Genomic DNA, 17791 nt, shown 5'->3' on the forward strand with positions numbered 1-17791 from the left:
CCGGGCAGCGGGGACGGTTTTGGGACAAGCAGTGGACACCCGGTGGCAGCCCGGGCCGCAGCCGGGGGAGGACCTGGACGCGGCGGCCAAGGCCGTCCACGTCTCCGTCTACCGGGAAGGCGACCCGCGGGCCTTCGGCGGCGGGCTGCTGCTGCCCGGCGGGCGGGTGCTGACCTGCGCCCACGTCGTCAACCAGGCCCTCGACCGTCACCCGCACGAACAGAGCGGGCCCGGCGAGCGCGACGGCGCAGTCGATGGCCTGCAGTTCGGCCTGCCCAACCTGGCACCCGGGCGGCGTTGGCGGGCCGCCCTGGAACACTGGCTGCCACCCGGCCACGGCACCGGCCGGCCGGCCCGCGCCGACGACCGGGAGTGGACCGCCGACCTGGCCCTGCTCGCGCTGCTCGGGCCGCTGCCCGAACCCGCCCGGCCGGTGCCGCTCGGCCACCACCGGATCGGACCGTCCGCGTTCGCCTGGTTCGGCAGTGGAAACGCCAGCACCGTCGCCGCTGTCACCGTCCAGGGCGTCACCGACCACTGGCTGGTCCTGGACACCCCCGGTTCCGCCCAGGGCCTGGTCGAGGGGTACAGCGGTTCCCCGCTGTGGGACCGGGAGCAGCGCCGGATGGTCGGCCTGGTGGTCGGCCGCCGCGACCGTCGGGCCTTCGCCATCCCCACCCGGGTGATCGTCGGGCACTTCCCGCAACTTGCCGACACCGACGCGACCGGCTCCGCCCCGGCCGGCGAACCCGTCCAGGCCTGGCCGCAACTCGTCGACGCCGTTCGCCGCACCCTGCCTGATGCTGCCCACCGGGTCGGCCCCGCTCGGCAGTTGGCCCGTGAACTCGGCGCCGCCCAGCCCCCCGACGACGCCCCGCCCGAATGGTTCGCCCACACTGCGCTCACCGCCGACCACGGGACCGCCACCCTGCTGGCTCTGCTCGCCGACCTCGCAGCCACCCCCCGGCAGCGCCTCGACCTGCAGACCGAGGCCGTGTACGCGGCCCCTGACGAACTGCTCACCGCGGCCGAGCACCGCGAGCTGCTCGCCCTGCTCGCGCACCGGCCCGACCGCCCGGGTGGTGTGGCCGCCCGCGCCCTGCCGCTGCTGCCGCTCCCCGATGATGCCGACTGGCCTGCGCTGGTCGGCTTCCTGGAAGGCCACCGGTCCCGCCAGGGCCGGGTCCCGGCCCTGCTGCGCACCGTCGAGTTCGCCGCCCAGGACGCTGACCCGCCAGCCCTCGGCACCGCCCTGCGGGCCTGGTCCGATGCCGTAGCCGAACGGCTCGGCGTGGCCGCCGGACTGGTCGAGCACCGCGCCCAGGCCGCCGAGGCCGCCGCGGCCCGCAGCCAGGACGGCGACGGAGCGCCCCTGGTGCAGGTGCAGCTCTGGAGGTCCGGCCGCACCGGGCTGTTCGGCTGGACCCTGGAGGCCGCCGCCGCCGACGGCACGGTTTTCCACCGTAGTACCCAGGATGCCCCGGCCGCCCGCGAGGACCTGCTGGCCCAACTCGCCGACCTGTTGGCCAGGACCGCCCGGGAGAGTCCGGCCGGCGCGCTCCCCCGGATCGAGTTCTTCGTCCCCCGGGACGAGCTCAACCTCGACGTCGACCAGTGGGTGCACCGCCCTGATCCGTTGTTCCCCGGTGTGCTCGGCGAGGACTTCATGGTCGTGCTGCGCTGCCCCGAACTGCGCCGCCCCGAGTACCTGCCCGAACTGCGCTACCGCTGGCAGACCCGGCACAGCGCCCAGGTGCTGGCCCTGGACCGCCGCGACCCGGCCGTCCAGGAACGCGGTCGCCCCCGTCCGATCGGCGGCGTCACCCTGTGCTGTCCGCCCGCCGACGCCGACGTGCTGCGCGCGATAGCCATGGCGGTCGGCGTGCCCGGCGTGGTGTGGGCCCGGCCCGCCGCCGCCCGCGACGCCCCCGCTCGCTTGCGCGCGCTCACCGACGGGCTCACCCCCGCCCAACTGCCCCGGATGGTGTACCGGACCAGGGTCGGGCAGGACGACGACGCCCTGGGCCGGCACTTGGCCCTGGTCTACGACGGCCCCGACGGCATACCCGCGGCGCTGCCCCTCGCCGACCCCGCCTGACCCCACCGGCCCGAGGCCGACCCTACGGAAGGACGTCTCCCGCAGTGACCGACGGACCGAGCGACTGGCAGCTGTACCGCGGCGACGGGGAACCGCACCCCGTCCCGTCGATGCCCGAGCCGCCACCGTGGCGCCGCTTCCCCGCCCAGGGGCTCGAACGGCGCGCCCGCACTTACCGGATCGCCCCCGACGACGTGCGGATCGTCAACGCCGCGCTGCACCTGCGCCGTCCCCTGCTGGTCACCGGCCCGCCCGGCACCGGCAAGTCCTCGCTGGCCTACTCCATCGCCCACGAACTCGGCCTCGGTGAACCGCTCCGCTGGGACGTCAACAGCCGTACCGTGCTCGCCGACGGCCTCTACCGCTACGACGCGGTCGGCCGGCTCCGGGACGCCGGACTCGGCGGAGCGGCCGCGCCCGACGTCGAGTCCGACATCGGGGGATACCTTCAACTCGGCCCGCTCGGAACGGCGTTGGCCACCAGTCGACCCGACCGTCCGCGGGTTCTGCTGGTCGACGAACTCGACAAGGGCGACACCGACCTGCCCAACGACCTGCTGGTCGTCCTGGAGGAGGGCCAGTTCCGGATTCCGGAACTGGCCCGGCTCGGCGAACGCCGCCCCGAGGTCGACGTGATGGTCGAGGGCGGCGGCGGACGCCACACCATCCGGCACGGGCTGGTCCGCTGCGCCGAGTTCCCGGTCGTCGTCCTCACCAGCAACGGCGAACGCGACTTCCCGCCCGCCTTCCTGCGCCGTTGCCTGCGCCTCGACCTCAAGCCGCCGACCGGCGACCAACTGCGCGAGATCGTCCGCGCCCACCTGGGCGACGGCGGCCCGCACACCGAGGCACTGATCGAGCGCTTCCTGGCCCGCCGCGACACCGGTCAGGCCGTCCTCGCCACCGACCAACTCCTCAACGCCGTCCACCTGCTGTCCGGGACCGGTCCCGACGACCGCCTGCTCGACGAGGTGCTGCGCTCGATCGACGCCGGACAACCGCAGTGACCGGCGCGCGGCCGCTGGAACTGCTGCAGCAGGCCCTGGCCGCCGCCGGAACCGATCTGACGGCTCGTGAACTCGCTGAGGCGGTCTGGCTCGCCGACCGCCTGCCCCCAGCCGGTCCGGCCGACGGACCGGAACCTGCGACCGGAATGTCCGACCGCTCAGAACCCCGGGCCGCCGACACCGACCCGAACCCGCTGCCGCCCGCGCCCTACCGGGGCACCGACGTCTACACCTCGGCCGGCGGGGCCCCCGACGGGACCGCCGCGTTGCCGGTCCTGGTGCCCGACGGCCAGGCCCTGCCCGGCCACGCCGCACTCATCCGGGCCCTGCGGCCGCTGCGCCGCACGGAGCTCTCCCGCCGGGACGGCGACCTGGACGAGCGGGCCACCGCCGACCTGGCCGCCGAGACCGGACTGCTCGACCCGGTGCTGCGCCCGCGCCCGGAACGCCGCCACGAACTCGTCCTGGTCGTCGACGACGGCCTGTCCATGCAGCTGTGGCGCGAACTCGCCGCCGAACTGCGGGCGGTGCTGGCCAGGTCAGGGGCGTTCCGGCGGCTGCGCTGCCACGGCCTGGACAGTCGGCACCCGGACAGCCCGCGGCTGCGCTCCCGCCCGTTCGCGGCCGACGCGCCCACCGTGCCGTCCGCCGCGGTCCGCCCGTCGGGCGACCGCGGTCTGGTGCTGGTCCTGTCGGATACCGTCGGCGCGCACTGGCGCGGCGGTGGGGTGGGGCGACTGCTGGCCGACTGGGCCAGGCACTGTCCGACTGCCGTCCTCCAGCCGCTGCCGCAGCGGTTGTGGGCGGGCGCTGGGCTGCGCACCGAGGCCAAGGTCCTGCGGGCGGTCGTACCGGGCGGGCCCAATGCGTCCTGGCGGGTGATCGATCCGCTGCTGCCAGCCGGCCTGGCCCCGTTCGACGGGCTGCCCGTGCCGGTGCTGGAACTGAGCCCGGCCGCACTCGCGGGCTGGGCGTCCTTCCTGGCGGACGGGGGCGAACTGGCGGTCCGGGCGGCCGAGGTGCCCGGCCCGGTCGGGGTTCCGGCCGCTCCGGCGCCCGGTGTCCCGGCGCTCGACATGCGCTCCCGGCTGGCCGGGTTCCGCGCCGCAGCCTCGCCGGAGGCGTTCCTGCTGGCCTCGCACCTGGCAGCGGTCCGCCCGCTCACCCTGCCGGTGATGCGGCTGGTGCAGCGCGCGGTGCTGCGCGGCCGGAGCAGTCCCGCGCAGTTGGCCGAGGTGCTGCTCGGCGGGCTGCTGCGGCGCGAGCCCGGGCCGGTGGGCCCGGAGCGCTACGACTTCCGGCCGGGGCTGCGCGAGCTGATGCTGGAGACGCTGCCCGCCCGGGCCGCGATCGGCACTGCCGCGCTGGTCACCGGCCTGCTGCGGGACGGTGGGCAGACCAGCCGGTACGTGCCGGTGCTGCGGGCCGCCACGGCCGGCACCCTGGCGCTGCCGCCCGGGGCGACCGCCTTCGCGGGCTCCGACACCCCGCTGTTCCGGCACTTCGCGCCGGTCGCGGCGGCTGGAGGAGCGATCGAGGACGTGGAGATCGGTACGCTCGCCGCCGCCGACCAGGCGCTGGCCGAACTCGTCGCGGCCCGGCAGTGGCAGCGGGCGGTCGAGCGCGGCGAGCAGGTGCTGGAGGAACTCCTGAACACCCTCGGCCCGGGCCACCCTGCGGTGCTCGGAGGCCGCTACGACCTGGCCGGGTGGATCGGCGAGGCGGGCTCCCCGCAGACCGCGCTGCGGCTGACCCGGGAACTGCTCGCCGAGTGCACGGCCCGGCTCGGCGCGGACCACCCGCGGGTGCTGGCGCTGCGGGTCGGCGCCGCGCACTGGACTGGCCGGTCGGGCGATCCGGTGGGTGCGGTGGCCGGCTACCGGGAGGTGCTGCCCGAGCAGGAGCGGCTGTTCGGGCCCGAGCACCCGGACTGCCTCTACTCCCGACACCAGTGGGCTTTCTGGCTGTCGTACGGCGGTGAGTCGGAGAAGGCGCTGGAGCGGTACCGCGATCTGCTGCCCCGGCAGCTCACGACGCTCGGTGCGGAACACCGGGAGACCCTGCGGACCCGGGCCAACATCGCTTCTCACACCGGGCTGACCGGCCATCCCGCCGAGGCGCTGGAGCTGTGGCGGGCGCTGCTGCCGGACCTGCGGCGGGTGCTCGGCCCGGACGAGCTGCTGTCCCTGGTCACCGAGGCGGAGATCGCCCACTGGGGCGCCGTGGTGACCGGTGACCCCGGCGAGGCGGTGCGGCGGATCGCACCGCTGCTCCCGCGCCTCACCGAAGGTTTCGGGCCGAGCCACCCGTCGTTGTACGCCCACCGCCGCCGGATGGCCGTCGCGACCGGCGAACTGGGCGACGTGGAGGGTGCGGTTCGGCTGCTGCGGGAGCTGCTCGTGGACCTCAGCCGGTGGGTCCCCCCGGACCACGGCGAGTTCCTGGCCACCCGCGCCGAGCACGCCTACTGGACAGCGATGGCGGGCGACCTGCCGGCCGGGTCGCGGCAGCTGCGCGAACTGCTGCCCGAGATCGAGGGTCTGCTCGGGGCCGGGAACCTGTACGCGCGGGCCGCCCGGTCGGCGCTGGAGGAGCTGGAGGAGTTGGAGCGGAGTGGTTGAACCCGGCTCCGGACGGCCCGCCAGTTCGATCCTCGCTAACACGGCCGGTCGAACGAAGGTACCGCCACAAGGGTGATTGCTGAATTGCCGACTAGCCGTCAACTTCCTTTCGGTGGAAGGGGGGAAGCCGCACGTGACAGGTTTTCGATTGGGTGCCGTGGGGAACGCGCGAGGGCTATGCTTTTGAGTTGGCCGCTTGGCTGCGGCCACTTCCCCGTCCGCACGCCTCCAGTGAAAAGGCAACGCCGATGACCACTGCACTCGCCACAGACCTGTCCGAGCCCCAGGTCGCTTTCGAGCGCGCCGCCCTGGCCGACCTCGCCGCACTGGATGCCGAGGATCTCACCGCGCAGATCGAGCGGGTGCTGCCGACCGCAGCGGCGCGTCAGGTGGCGGTGGCCGCGTTCCAGTCGTCCATCTGAATCGGGCGGGAAGCGCCGAATCGGTTCGCCCGAAATGTCCGCGACAGTACCTTTCAGTCAGTTCGTGATCAAGGTCCACAGCCGGTGCGACCTTGCCTGTGATCACTGTTACGTGTACGAGCACTCCGACACGAGTTGGAGCCGCAAAGCGCGAGCCACGACCGAACAGGTACTGGCCCGGACCGCGGCGCGGATCGCGGAGCACGCCAGGGCTCACCGGCTCCCCGCCGTGCACGTCGTGCTGCATGGCGGTGAGCCCCTGTTGGCGGGGGCGACGACCCTGCGGCGGGCCGCCGAACTGCTTCGGGGCGCGCTGCCCGAGGGCTGCGTGCTGGACCTGCGGATCCACACCAACGGCGTGCTGCTGAGCCGCCGGTTCTGCGAACTCTTCGCCGCGCAGGGCATCAAGGTCGGTATCTCGCTGGACGGCGACCGGCTTGCCAACGACCGGCACCGGCTCTTTCCGGATGGCCGCTCCAGCCACGCCAAGGTGCTGGCCGCGCTGGCGTTGTTGCGCGAGCCGGAGTTCCGGCACCTGTACGCCGGACTGCTGTGCACCGTCGACGTCGCCAACGATCCGATCGCTGTCTACGAGGCGCTGGTCGCCGAGCAGCCGCCCCGGATCGACTTCCTGCTGCCACACGCCACCTGGGACCACCCGCCGGTCCGCCCCGAGGGGTCGGGGCCGACGCCCTACGCGGACTGGCTGCTGGCGATCCACCGGCACTGGACCGCGCAAGGTCGCCCGGTGCCGGTGCGGATCTTCGACTCGGTGCACCGCACCCTGCGCGGCCGCTCCAGCCTCACCGAGTCGCTCGGCCTGGACCCGGCCGACCTGGTGGTCGTCGAGACCGACGGGACGCTGGAGCAGGCCGACAGCCTCAAGACCGCCTACGACGGCGCGCCCGCCACCGGCTTCGACGTGTTCGCGCACAGCCTGGACGAGGTCGCCCGGCACCCCGGGTTGCGCGAGCGACAGTCCGGACTGGCCGGACTGGCCGCGCAGTGCCGGGCCTGCCCGGTGGTGCGCAGCTGCGGCGGCGGCCTCTACGCCCACCGATACCGGACCGGCGGGGGCTTCGACCACCCGTCGGTGTACTGCGGGGACCTCTTGAAGCTCATCACCACCATCCGCGACCGGACCGCCGCCGCCCCGGCGGCCGTGCCCGCCCAGCAGCGGCAGCCGGTGACTGACCGACACCTCGACGAGCTGGCCCGCGGGTTCGGCGGCGCCGAGACGGTCAACGCTCTCGGCAAGGCCCAACTGGAGCTCTCCCGGCGGCTGGTGACAGCCGTCGGGGCGGCCGGGAACAGCGCCGCCTGGCAACTGCTGGCCGAGACCGACCGGAGCGCGCCGGGCGCGCTCGACGGGGTGCTCGCCCACCCGTACGTCCGGGTTTGGGCGGTGCGCTGCCTGGGCGGCGACCCGCGTGGCGACCTGGGAGGGTTGGCCGAGTTGGCTGCCGCCGCGGCGGCCCGCGGGCGGGCCGGGTTCGAACTGCTGCTACCGGTCCGGGACGGGTGGCTGCACCTACCGACCCTGGGGCGGCTGCGGATGGACGGCCGGACCGAGGCGGTGCTGCGTGGGGACGCCGACGGGCTGTCCTGCGAGGAGCACACTGTCCGCTGGGATCGGCCCGGCGACCACCTGTGGCAGCCGGTCCGCCGGGCCGCCCTGCCCGGCTGGACGCTCGCCCTGGAGGACACCGACCCGCAGCGCGACAGCCATCAGTGGCCCGTCGCCGGACGCCTCTCCGAAGCCGAACTCCTCGACTGGACCGGCGGGTTGCGCGAGGCCTGGGAACTACTCGGCCGGGACCTGCCCGAGTACGCGGCCGGGATCGCGGCGGGCCTCGGCACCGTCACCCCGCTGGCCCCCGGCCCGAACGGGCGGGACGTCAGTGCCGCCGCCCGGCAGGCGTACGGCGCGGTCGGCATTGCCCGGCCGAGCACCGCACCGGTGCTGGCGCTGCTGCTCGCCCACGAGTTCCAGCACGTCAAGCTCGGCGCGGTGCTCGACCTGTTCGACCTGTACGACCAGGAGGACGGCCGGCTCTACTACGCGCCGTGGCGGCCCGACCCGCGCCCGCTGGAGGGATTGTTGCAGGGCACGTACGCGCATCTCGCGGTTGCCGCGTACTGGGCGAGCCGGGTGCGGGCCTTCGACGGGGTCCGGAGCGAGGCCGCCGCTGCGGCCCGACTGCAACTGGCCACTTGGCGTACGCACACCGCGGACGCGGTCGGAACGCTGGCTGGGTCCGGCTCGCTCACCCCGCTCGGGCAGCGCTTCGCCGAAGGAATGCGCGCGACGCTCGCGGCTTCGTTCGAGCTGCCGGTCGGCGCGGCGGCCGAGCGGGCCGCGAAGGAGGCCGTGGCTGCTGACCGGGCGGTCTGGCAGGAAGCGGCGGGCCGAGGATGACCGGCACGGTGGTGCGTCCGGGCCTCTCGGTGCGCACCGGGCGGTACCGGCCCTGGACGGTCGACCAACTGGCCGAGCAGCTACGGGAGCTGGGCGTCCAGGAGGGCGGGATTCTACTGGTGCAGTCCTCGCTGCGTGCGATCGGACCGGTGGAGGGGGGCGCGAACGGGGTGGTGGAGGCGCTCCTGGCGGCGCTGGGGGCGCGCGGCACGCTGGTCGTGTACACCGCTACACCCGAGAACTCCCGGACCTCCCCGGACTACCTGGCCGTGATCTCCGGGAAAACCCCCGCCCAACTGGCCGAATACCACCGGCAGATGCCCGGCTGGAACCGCGAGGACACCGCCGCTTCGCCGACCATGGGCCGGCTCTCCGAGGTGGTCCGGAAGTGGCCGGGAGCGGTCCGCAGCGCGCACCCGCAGACCTCGTTCGCCGCGCTCGGGCCCGCCGCCGAGAGCCTGACCGCGGAGCACCCGTTCTCCTGTCACCTGGGCGACGATTCTCCCAACGGCCAGCTGTACCGGAACGGGGCGCAGAGCCTGCTGCTGGGAGCGCCGATGGCCTGCTGCACGCCCCTCCACCTGCTGGAGTACTGGCAGCCGAACCGGCCGGAACAGGACTACACCTGTGTCCGGTGGACCCCGGAGGACCCGCACAAGGTCGAGGAGTTCACCGGCCTCCGGCTGCAGATCGCGCACTTCGAGGAGATGGGCGAGATGCTGATCCGTGAGCTGGGGAGCCTGAGGCGGGGCCGGGTCGGCGGGGCCGAGAGTATCCTGATGCCGATCCCGGACGCGGTCGATCTCGCATACAAGTGGTTTGTGCAACGCAGAAGTTGAGTCGCCATCAGATCAAGGCCCTATTCCATTCGGACCTCCGGTCTTCCTACACTTGAGTCCCTTTCGGGGAGACAGTGACAGGCGGGCTCGGGGGAGGCGCGTGTGAGCAGCGGGGGCCAGCGGAAGGACGCTCCCAGGCCGTACTTCTTCCTCAGCTACGCACACACCCCGCGGATCAACTCCCGGGGCGCGGCCGACCCCAACCTGTGGGTGGCCAAGCTCTACCAGGACCTGTGCGAGGCGATCCTGCAGATCACCGACGCGCCGTCCGGCCACCCGGTCGGGTTCATGGACCGCTCGATGCACCAGGGGCAGAAGTGGGCCGAGCGGCTGTCGCGGGAGCTGGCCAGCTGCCGGGTGTTCGTGCCGCTGTACTCGCCCCGCTACTTCAAGTCCGAGGCGTGCGGCCGGGAGTGGCACCTGTTCACCCGCCGCTCGGTCTACCAGCGGCGGCCCACCGCCGAGCGGATGACCGGCATCGTCCCGGCGCTGTGGGTGTCGATGGAGCACTACCAGCTGCCCCGGGTGGCCGGTGAACTCCAGTTCAACCACGACAGCTTCGGCGCCGAGTACGCCAACGAGGGCCTGTACGCGCTGATGAAGATCGCCGCGTTCAGCTCCGAGTACCACACCGCGGTGTGGCGGCTGGCCCGGCGGATCGTCGACGTCGCCGAACAGACCGTCATCCCGGCCGGGCAGGTGCTCGACTTCGAGTCCCAGCCGTCCGCCTTCGACCCGCCCGACGCCGCCGACCAGGTGCGGATCGCGGTGTTCTCCTACCGGGAGCGCGAACTGCCGCCCCAGCGCAGCCCGCTCTGCTACGGCGAGCGGCGCACCGACTGGCAGCCCTACCGCCCGGACTCCGCCCGGCCGCTGGCCCAGGACGCCGCCGACATCGCCCGCGGGATGGGCTTCCACCCCACCGTCGGGGAGTTCGAGGAGGAGTCCGAACAGTTGCTGACCGGGGAGCGGCCGAACGCGCCCTGCGTGCTGCTGGTCGACCGGTGGGCGTTCCTGGACGGGCGGCGCTCCGAGGCGGTGCGCCGGCTCGACCGGCGCAACCACGGCGCGGTCGCCGTCATCGAGCCCTGGAACCGCGCCGACCAGCAGAACCTCGACCACGAGCGGATGCTCGACGAACTCGGCGACAGCGTGCTGACCGTCAGCCGCGGCTCCCGGCGCCGGCCCACCCTGCGCGAGGAGCCCGCGGTGGGCGCCCCCGGCAGCATCGAGGAGTTCCGGGGCGAGATGGAGCGCGCCGTGATGCGCGCCTGCACCGCCCACGAGCAGCAGCAGTACCCGGACCGCCCCGAGGACGGCCCGGTCGACCGCAGACCCAGCATCGGGCCCTGAACCGGGCCCGGACGGCACCAGCCAGCAAGGCACCGGACGGTCGGGACTCCGACCGGTGAGCACGGCGTGCGGCACCACGACGGGCACCAAGGGCCCGGGGGAGGGAATCTCATGACCGAGAGGCCGACGAAGGGCCCGCAGCACCAGTCGCCCCGCCGCGACACCGCCACCGAGGACCGGCAGGGCCGGATCGTCACCTTCTACTCCTACAAGGGCGGCACCGGCCGCACCATGGCGCTGGCCAACACCGCCTGGATCCTGGCCGCCAACGGGCACCGGGTGCTGGTCGTCGACTGGGACCTGGAGGCCCCCGGACTCGCCCAGTTCTTCCGGCCCTTCCTCAACCCCGAGGTGGTCGCCGCCACCACCGGCATCATGGACCTGTTCGGCGAGTACCTGGAGGAGGCCCGCCGCCCGGTCGACCGCCACCCGCAGTGGATCGAGGACTTCGCCCGGATCCACCCGCACGCCCTCTCGCTGGCCTGGCCGCACTTCCCCGGCACCGGACGGATCGACCTCGTCCCCGCCGGGCAGCAGAACCGCGACTACTCCGTCGCCCGGCTCGACTGGGACCTGCTCTACGAGCGCTACGAGGGCCGCCGGTTCATCCAGTCGCTGCGCGCCGACATGAAGCGCCGCTACGACTACGTGCTGATCGACAGCCGCACCGGCCTCACCGACACCGCCGACATCTGCACCGTCGAGATGCCCGACGACCTGGTGGTCTGCTTCACCCTCAGCGACCAGTCGATCGACGGCGCCTCCCGGATCGCCCGGGTGATCGAGGACCGCTACGGCGACCGGGAGATCCGGATCCTGCCCGTCCCGATGCGCATCGACGAGGGCGAGAAGGAGAAGGCCGACGCCGGCCGGGCGCTGGCCCGGATCAAGTTCGCCGGCCTGCCCGCCGGCCGCGGCGAGGCCGAACTGGCCCGCTACTGGGCCGGCGTGGAGATCCCCTACCGGCCGTTCTACGCCTACGAGGAGATCCTCTCCCCGTTCGGCGACCAGACCGGACTGCCCGGCTCGATGCTCGCCGCCAACGAGCGCCTCACCCGGGAGGTCACCCGGGGCGGGGTCGCCGGGCTGCCGCCGATGCCCGAGGACCTGCGGCTGCGCTTCCTCGACGGCTTCGCCCGCCGCCGCCCCACCGCGCCCGCCGACCTGTACCTCAGCTACGTCCCCGAGGACCGGGCCTGGGCGGACTGGATCTCCGCGCTGCTCGCCGACGCCGGCTACCGGGTCGTCCCGCGCGACCTCGGCGCCGGGGCCAACCCGCGCGAGGCCACCGGCCGCGGCATCGACTCCGCGTACCGCACCGTCGCCCTGCTGTCCGCCTCCTACCTGCAGTCCCCGCAGGCCCAGGCGCTGTGGGACCGCACCGTGCTGGCCGACCCGGCCGGGGCCCGCCGCCAGCTGATCCCGGTCCGGGTCTCCGACGTCCGCCTCAACGCGCCGTACAACAACCGCAACCCGGTCGACCTGATCGGCCGCGACGAGGCCGCCGCCGCCACCGCGCTGCTGCGGGCGCTCGGCCGCACCGAGACCGAACTGCCCGAGCGCAGCCCCGGCGCACCGCGCTTCCCCGGCACCAAGCCCACCTACTGGGAGGTGCCGCAGCGCAACCACTCGTTCACCGGCCGGGTCAAGGTCCTCGACGACCTGCGGGCCCAACTGGCCGGCGGCACCACCGCGGTGCTGCCGCCGCCGCAGACCCTGTACGGCCTCGGCGGCGTCGGCAAGACCCAGGTCGCGCTGGAGTACGCGCACCGCTACATGTCGCACTACGACCTGGTGTGGTGGATCGACGCCGAGCAGAGCGAGAACGTGGTCTCCGACCTCGCCGACCTCGCCGGGCGGCTCGGACTGCGGGTCGGCGACAACGTCAGCGAGGCCGCCCAGGCCACCCGCGACGCGCTCCGGCAGGGCATCCCGACCCCCAACTGGCTGCTGATCTTCGACAACGCGGACGAGCCGGGCGAGATCCGCCGGTTCTTCCCCGACGGCCCCGGCCACATCCTGGTCACCTCCCGCAACCAGGGCTGGTCCGGGCAGGCCGGCGTGCTCAACGTCGACGTCTTCGACCGCACCGAGTCCGTCGACCACCTCACCCGCCGGGTCCGCGGCCTGGCCCGCGCCGACGCCGACCGGGTCGCCGAGGCGGTCGGCGACCTGCCGCTGGCCGTCGAGGTCGCCGCCGCCTGGCTGGAGACCACCCGCACCCCGGTGGAGACCTACGTCAACCAGCTCAAGGCCGAGGCCACCAAGGTCCTCGCGGCCGGCGAGACCCCCGTCGACTACCCCACCCCGGTCGGCCTCACCTGGAACGTCTCGATCGCCCGGCTGCGCGAGCAGTCCCCGGCCGCCGTGCGGCTGCTCGAACTGTGCGCGTTCTTCGCGCCCGAGCCGATCTCGCTGCGGCAGTTCTTCTTCTCCGAGCAGATGCGGATCGCGCTGTTCCCGTACGACGAGGAACTCACCGACACCTTCCTGCTCGGCAAGGTGCTGCGCGCCGTCAGCCGCTACGCGCTGGCCAAGACCGACGCCGGCTCCGACTCCTTCCAGGTCCACCGGCTGGTCCAGGCCGTCGTCCGCAGCGGCATGAGCGAGAACGAGCGCAACCTCGCCATGCACCAGGTGCACCGCATCCTGGTCAACGCCCGGCCCTCCCGCGGCGACACCGACGACCCCGCCAACTGGCCCACCCTGGAGAAGATCTGGCCCCACCTCACGCCGTCCCGGGCCCAGGACTGCGACGAGCGCGAGGTGCGCGAACTGCTCATCGACCGGGTCCGCTACCTGTGGAAGCGCGTCGACCTCGACCAGGCCCTGCAGCTCGGCCGCCAGCTCGACACCGCCTGGACCGTCCGCTCCGAGAACGAACCCGACCAGGCCGAGCAGAAGATCTGGCGCCGGCAGATCCTCAGCCTGCGCCTGCAGATCGCCAACGTGCTGCGCTCCAAGGGCTCCTACGGCGAGTCCCTGGCGCTCAACCAGGCCACCCTGCTCGGCCAGCGCGAACTCCTCGGCGAGCACCACCCGTACACCCTGATGACCGCCAACTCGATGGCCGCCGACCTGCGCTACCTCAACCGGTTCCAGGAGGCGCTCGCCCTCGACCAGGACACCTACGACCAGTTCGTCGAGCTCTTCGGCGAGGACGACCCACGCACCCTCACCGTCGCCAACAACCTCGCCATCGACCACCGCCTGGTCGGCAACAGCCTCGCCGCCCGCGACCTCGACCAGGACACCGTCGAGCGCAACGCCGCCGTCCGCGGCCCGCACCACCCCTACACCCTGGGCACCAAGTCCAACCTGGCCCGCGACCTGCGCGAGATGGGCGACTACAAGGGCTCGGTGGAACTGCTGCGGGAGGTCACCGAGGCCTTCGCCGACCTCCAGCAGTCCGACCTGCCGGAGGAGCTGCGCAACGCCAAGTCGCTGGCCGTCTCGCTGCGCCGGGCCGGCCAGTACACCGAGGCCCGGGAACTCACCGAGCGCACCTACGAGCGCTACGTCGACCTGTTCGGCCCCGACTTCGCCGACGCGCTGGCCTGCCGGCTCAACCTGGCCGCCGACCACAGCGCCGCCGGCGACAAGGAGACCGCCCGCGACATCGCCACCGACGCCTACGAGGGCCACCGGCGGCTGTTCGGCGACGACCACCCGTTCACCTTCGCCTGCGAGAACAACCTCGCCATCTACCTGCGCGGCTCCGGCGACCTGGAGGGCGCCATCACCCACGGCCGCACCGCGGCGGCCGGCCTGGCCCGGGTCCTCGGCGACGACCACCCGTTCGTCCTCAACGCCGCCATCAACCTGGCCAACGCGCTCGCCGAGAACGGCGAGCACCGGGAGGCCGAGGCGCTCGGCCGCACCGCGTACGAGGGCCTCTCCCACCGGTACGGCGCCACCCACCCGGACGCGCTGGTCTGCCAGGCCAACCTCGCCGTCACGCTGCGCGACGCGGGCCGCCGCAGCGAGGCGGAGGCGCTGCGGATGCAGGCGGTCGCCGGACTGGTCGAACTCTTCGGCGAGGAGCACCCGTCGGTGGTCGCCGCCCGCGGCTGGCAGCGCAGCAACCGGGACCTGGAGCCGCAGCCGCTGTGAGGTGAGGACGGGAGGGGGAGGGGGAGCGGGGGCCGGTCGGGCGCTTCCCGCAGGACCGCGAGGCAGGACGGCGGCTCGTCCCGTTCCGCGGTCCTGCCGGGGGTGCGCGGCCGGTCGCGCCGTTCCTCGCGCCCCCGCCCTCGCGCCGCGCGCGCAGCGCGCTAGGCGTGGGCGGCCCAGCGGATGGCGTCGGTCATCTCCTTGAGGGCGCCGAAGTGGGCGGCGCCCGGTTCGAGGTAGAGCTGGGCGCCGGGGATGTGGTCGGCCAGCCAGGCGGAGTGGCCGACCGGGGAGAACCGGTCCTCGGCGCCGTGCCAGAGCCGGACCGGGGCGCGGATGCTCTCCACGGCGAAGCCCCAGTCGGCGATGAAGGCCAGCACGTCGTCGATCCAGCCGTCGGCGCCGTAGCGGAACGCCTGCCGGTAGGTGGAGTGCAGGATCCGGCGGATGCCGATGTCGGCGACCACGGTGCGGTCCGGCGGGGTCAGTTCGGGGACCAGGTTGCGGATCAGCTGGGCCGGGTCGCGGCGGATCACCCGGGACCGGACCTGGAACTGGCCGGCGATCCGCGGCTGGCCCAACTCGGCCTGCCGGTAGGCGTGTTCGTTGGACGGGGTCATGCCCTCGAACCAGTCCAGGCCGTCCGCGTGGCGCGGGGCCAGCGAGACCTGGGTGGCCGCCCGGCGGACCCGGTCGGGCAGCAGCGCGGCGCAGGCCAGCGCGTGCGGGCCGCCGCCGGAGCGGCCGACCACGGAGAAGCGGTCGAGGCCGAGCGCGTCGGCGATGACGGTGACGTCGGTCGCCGCGGCGGCCACGTCGCGGCCGGGCAGCCGGGTGGAGTCGCCGTAGCCGGGCCGGTCGAAGGAGATCAGCCGGACCCGCATCCGGGCCAGCACGGCGCCGCGCGGGGCCGGGCCGACCCTGCTGCCCGGCGTCCCGTGCAGCAGGAACACCGGGTGGCCGGACGGGTCCCCGGACGTCTCGACGGCGAGGACGCCGCCGTCCGGCGTCTCGATCCTCCGTGTCGCCACGCGGTGGTCCTCCTGCTCAGCCGGGGATGTCGAGGCTGCGCACCTCGCGGCGCGCCTGCCAGGTGGTGTGCTCGCGGGAGATGGCGTCCTCGGCGTCCCGGGCGAGCCGGGCCCAGGTCTCCTCGGAGTCCGCGGCGCTCAGGTCGACGGAGGCCAACTGGGCTTCCACCTTGGAGAGTTCGGCGGCGGCCAGGGTGTAGGCGGCGGCCTGCGGGCGGTACTGGCGCAGCTGGGCCCAGGCGGAGACGGAGGCGGCGACGGCGGAGATCGCGCCGAGCGCGTCGAAGCCGAACTCGCCGAGCGCGCGCAGCACCGCCAGCAGCAGGCCGGCCGCGGGCAGCACGACGGCCAGCCGGCCGACCCGGCGGGTGGCGTTGCGGCACTGGACGGCCTTGGCCTGGTACCACTGGCGCTGGCTCTGCACCCGTTCGCGCAGGTAGACCTCGCGGCGCACCGGCAGCGGCTGCTCGCGCAGCTTCTCCATGGTGTCGGTGATCTGCGGGTGGCGGGCCGGGGCGCGCCAGGTGCTCAGCTCCTCGGTGACCCCGGGGGAGACCAGGTCGGTGTCGAACTCGCCGAGGATGCCCGAGAGCTGGACGTCGTAGAGGCGCTCGGCGTCGGGCAGCTTGCGCGGCGGCGGCTGGTAGGAGTCGGCGCGCACCGCGTACTTCCACACCAGGGTCTTCACCGATTCGGCGACCGCCCGGCCGTCGTACCAGAGCCGCTGCGGGTTCTGCCGGGCGACGGTGACGGCGATGAACAGCGCGCCGAGGTACGCCACGGCGGCGGCCCAGGCCCAGACCGGGCCGTCCGCGGAGCCCGCGAAGGCGGCGCCCACCAGCAGCAGCAGCTCCCAGCGGGAGAGCGCCACCGCCCGGGCCTGGCCCTGCAGGGACGCGCCGTCGGCGGCCCAGAAGACGCGCGGGAGCAGGTCCTGCTCCCGCACGAAGCCGATCGAACGCCCCGTCCCAGCCGCCATCCCCGCCCCCGCAGCGCAGTCTCACCGGTCCCGTGAGTCCTTCCCAGCGCCGGGTGAACTTACGCGAGCACGGCCGGAGTTGGCCGAATGGGGCGGGTCGCCGCGAGGGCTACCAGGCGTAGAAGATCCGGTCCGCGTTGTCGGCGATCACCTTGTTGTTCCACTCGGTGCCGCCGTCCACGTTCCCGGAGCGGAACAGCGGCGGGGTGATGCCCCGGTCGGCCAGCTTGCCGATCGCGGCGGCCGTCACGGACTGCATCAGGGCGCTGGTGGTGATGGTGGAGACCGAGCCGAACGGGGCGCCGGCGCCGGGGTGGTCGAGCTCGCCGTCGCCGAGGCCGATCTTGCTGTCCAGGACGACGTCGCAGTTGTCCTTGAGGTAGGTGCCGGACGGGTCGTTGGAGCTCACCGCGCCCGGGTAGGCCAGCGAGGTCACGCCGATCACCTTCAGGCCGCGGTCGCGGGCGTGCCGGGCCAGCTCGACCGGCATCACCTGGCGGCCGGAGAGCGAGATCACGAACAGCAGGTCGCCGCTGCGGGCCGGGGTGAGGTCGAGCGTGGTGGTGGCCAGGCCGGACACCCGCTCCAGGGCGCTGCCCAGGTGGGCGGGCATCACGTTGACGCCGGTCATCCCGGGGACGTTCAGCAGGTTCATCACGACCAGGCCGCCGGCCCGGTAGACCACGTCCTGGGCGGCCAGCGAGGAGTGCCCGGCGCCGTAGGTGAAGATCCGCCGGCCGTGCTCGACGGCCTCGGCCAGCAGTTCCGCGGCGGCCTCGATGTTCTCCCCCTCCTCGGCGCGGATCCGCTCCAGGTGGGCCACGGCGGCGTCCAGGTACCGGCCGACCAGTTCGCTCATCTCTGCTCCGTCCGCGTTCGGGGCGGCCGGGTGGTCCAGACCGCTCTGGA

General features: G+C 73.9%; 11 protein-coding genes. 8 read left to right on the top strand and 3 right to left on the bottom strand.

The window, feature by feature from the left end:
• Window positions 1–31 precede the first annotated feature (31 nt).
• The 8 genes from OU787_RS18730 to fxsT all read left to right on the top strand — a co-directional run bounded on the left by OU787_RS18730 (window position 32) and on the right by fxsT (window position 14872).
• Entirely contained in the window at window positions 32–2098 is a 2067-nt protein-coding gene (locus tag OU787_RS18730) for a VMAP-C domain-containing protein (protein WP_268660054.1), read from the top strand.
• A 44-nt stretch (window positions 2099–2142) separates the two neighbouring features.
• Window positions 2143–3105: an AAA family ATPase gene (locus OU787_RS18735; protein ID WP_268660055.1), complete on the top strand. Its 963-nt coding sequence runs from the start codon at window positions 2143–2145 to the stop codon at window positions 3103–3105.
• Window positions 3102–5726, top strand: coding sequence for an SAV_2336 N-terminal domain-related protein (locus OU787_RS18740; RefSeq protein ID WP_268660056.1), 2625 nt, complete (start codon window positions 3102–3104; stop codon window positions 5724–5726). Before OU787_RS18735 ends, OU787_RS18740 begins: the two co-directional genes overlap by 4 nt.
• Window positions 5727–5974: 248 nt before the next feature.
• Window positions 5975–6148: an FxSxx-COOH cyclophane-containing RiPP peptide gene (gene fxsA, locus OU787_RS18745; protein ID WP_268660057.1), complete on the top strand. Its 174-nt coding sequence runs from the start codon at window positions 5975–5977 to the stop codon at window positions 6146–6148.
• A gap of 34 nt (window positions 6149–6182) precedes the next feature.
• Window positions 6183–8567, top strand: coding sequence for an FxsB family cyclophane-forming radical SAM/SPASM peptide maturase (locus OU787_RS18750; RefSeq protein WP_268660058.1), 2385 nt, complete (start codon window positions 6183–6185; stop codon window positions 8565–8567).
• A complete protein-coding gene (locus OU787_RS18755) occupies window positions 8564–9406 on the top strand; it encodes an aminoglycoside N(3)-acetyltransferase (protein WP_268660059.1) in 843 nt (280 codons plus the stop codon). Before OU787_RS18750 ends, OU787_RS18755 begins: the two co-directional genes overlap by 4 nt.
• Window positions 9407–9508: 102 nt before the next feature.
• Window positions 9509–10759 (top strand): TIR-like protein FxsC, encoded by a 1251-nt coding sequence (locus OU787_RS18760; protein WP_051816552.1) that lies wholly within the window; start codon window positions 9509–9511, stop codon window positions 10757–10759.
• Between the two features lie 111 nt (window positions 10760–10870).
• Window positions 10871–14872 (top strand): FxSxx-COOH system tetratricopeptide repeat protein, encoded by a 4002-nt coding sequence (gene fxsT, locus OU787_RS18765; RefSeq protein WP_268660060.1) that lies wholly within the window; start codon window positions 10871–10873, stop codon window positions 14870–14872.
• Between the two features lie 161 nt (window positions 14873–15033).
• Here fxsT and OU787_RS18770 read toward each other — a convergent pair whose 3' ends face one another.
• From OU787_RS18770 to OU787_RS18780, 3 genes are all read right to left on the bottom strand, one after another.
• Window positions 15034–15903: an alpha/beta fold hydrolase gene (locus tag OU787_RS18770; protein ID WP_268660061.1), complete on the bottom strand. Its 870-nt coding sequence runs from the start codon at window positions 15901–15903 to the stop codon at window positions 15034–15036.
• Between the two features lie 16 nt (window positions 15904–15919).
• Window positions 15920–16882, bottom strand: coding sequence for a DUF4231 domain-containing protein (locus OU787_RS18775; RefSeq protein WP_268660062.1), 963 nt, complete (start codon window positions 16880–16882; stop codon window positions 15920–15922).
• 109 nt (window positions 16883–16991) lie between these two features.
• Entirely contained in the window at window positions 16992–17741 is a 750-nt protein-coding gene (locus OU787_RS18780) for a sugar isomerase domain-containing protein (protein ID WP_030458074.1), read from the bottom strand.
• Window positions 17742–17791 lie beyond the last annotated feature (50 nt).

Origin of the sequence: Kitasatospora sp. YST-16, from assembly GCF_026802215.1 — a bacterium.
In the GTDB taxonomy this organism is placed as follows: Bacteria; Actinomycetota; Actinomycetes; order Streptomycetales; family Streptomycetaceae; genus Kitasatospora; species Kitasatospora cineracea.

Coding starts and splice junctions, on each gene's coding strand:
- OU787_RS18750 (WP_268660058.1), top strand. CDS start 6,183: ATGTCCGCGACAGTACCTTTCAGTCAGTTCGTGATCAAGGTCCACAGC.
- OU787_RS18775 (WP_268660062.1), bottom strand. CDS start 16,882: ATGGCGGCTGGGACGGGGCGTTCGATCGGCTTCGTGCGGGAGCAGGAC.
- fxsA (WP_268660057.1), top strand. CDS start 5,975: ATGACCACTGCACTCGCCACAGACCTGTCCGAGCCCCAGGTCGCTTTC.
- OU787_RS18755 (WP_268660059.1), top strand. CDS start 8,564: ATGACCGGCACGGTGGTGCGTCCGGGCCTCTCGGTGCGCACCGGGCGG.
- OU787_RS18780 (WP_030458074.1), bottom strand. CDS start 17,741: ATGAGCGAACTGGTCGGCCGGTACCTGGACGCCGCCGTGGCCCACCTG.
- fxsT (WP_268660060.1), top strand. CDS start 10,871: ATGACCGAGAGGCCGACGAAGGGCCCGCAGCACCAGTCGCCCCGCCGC.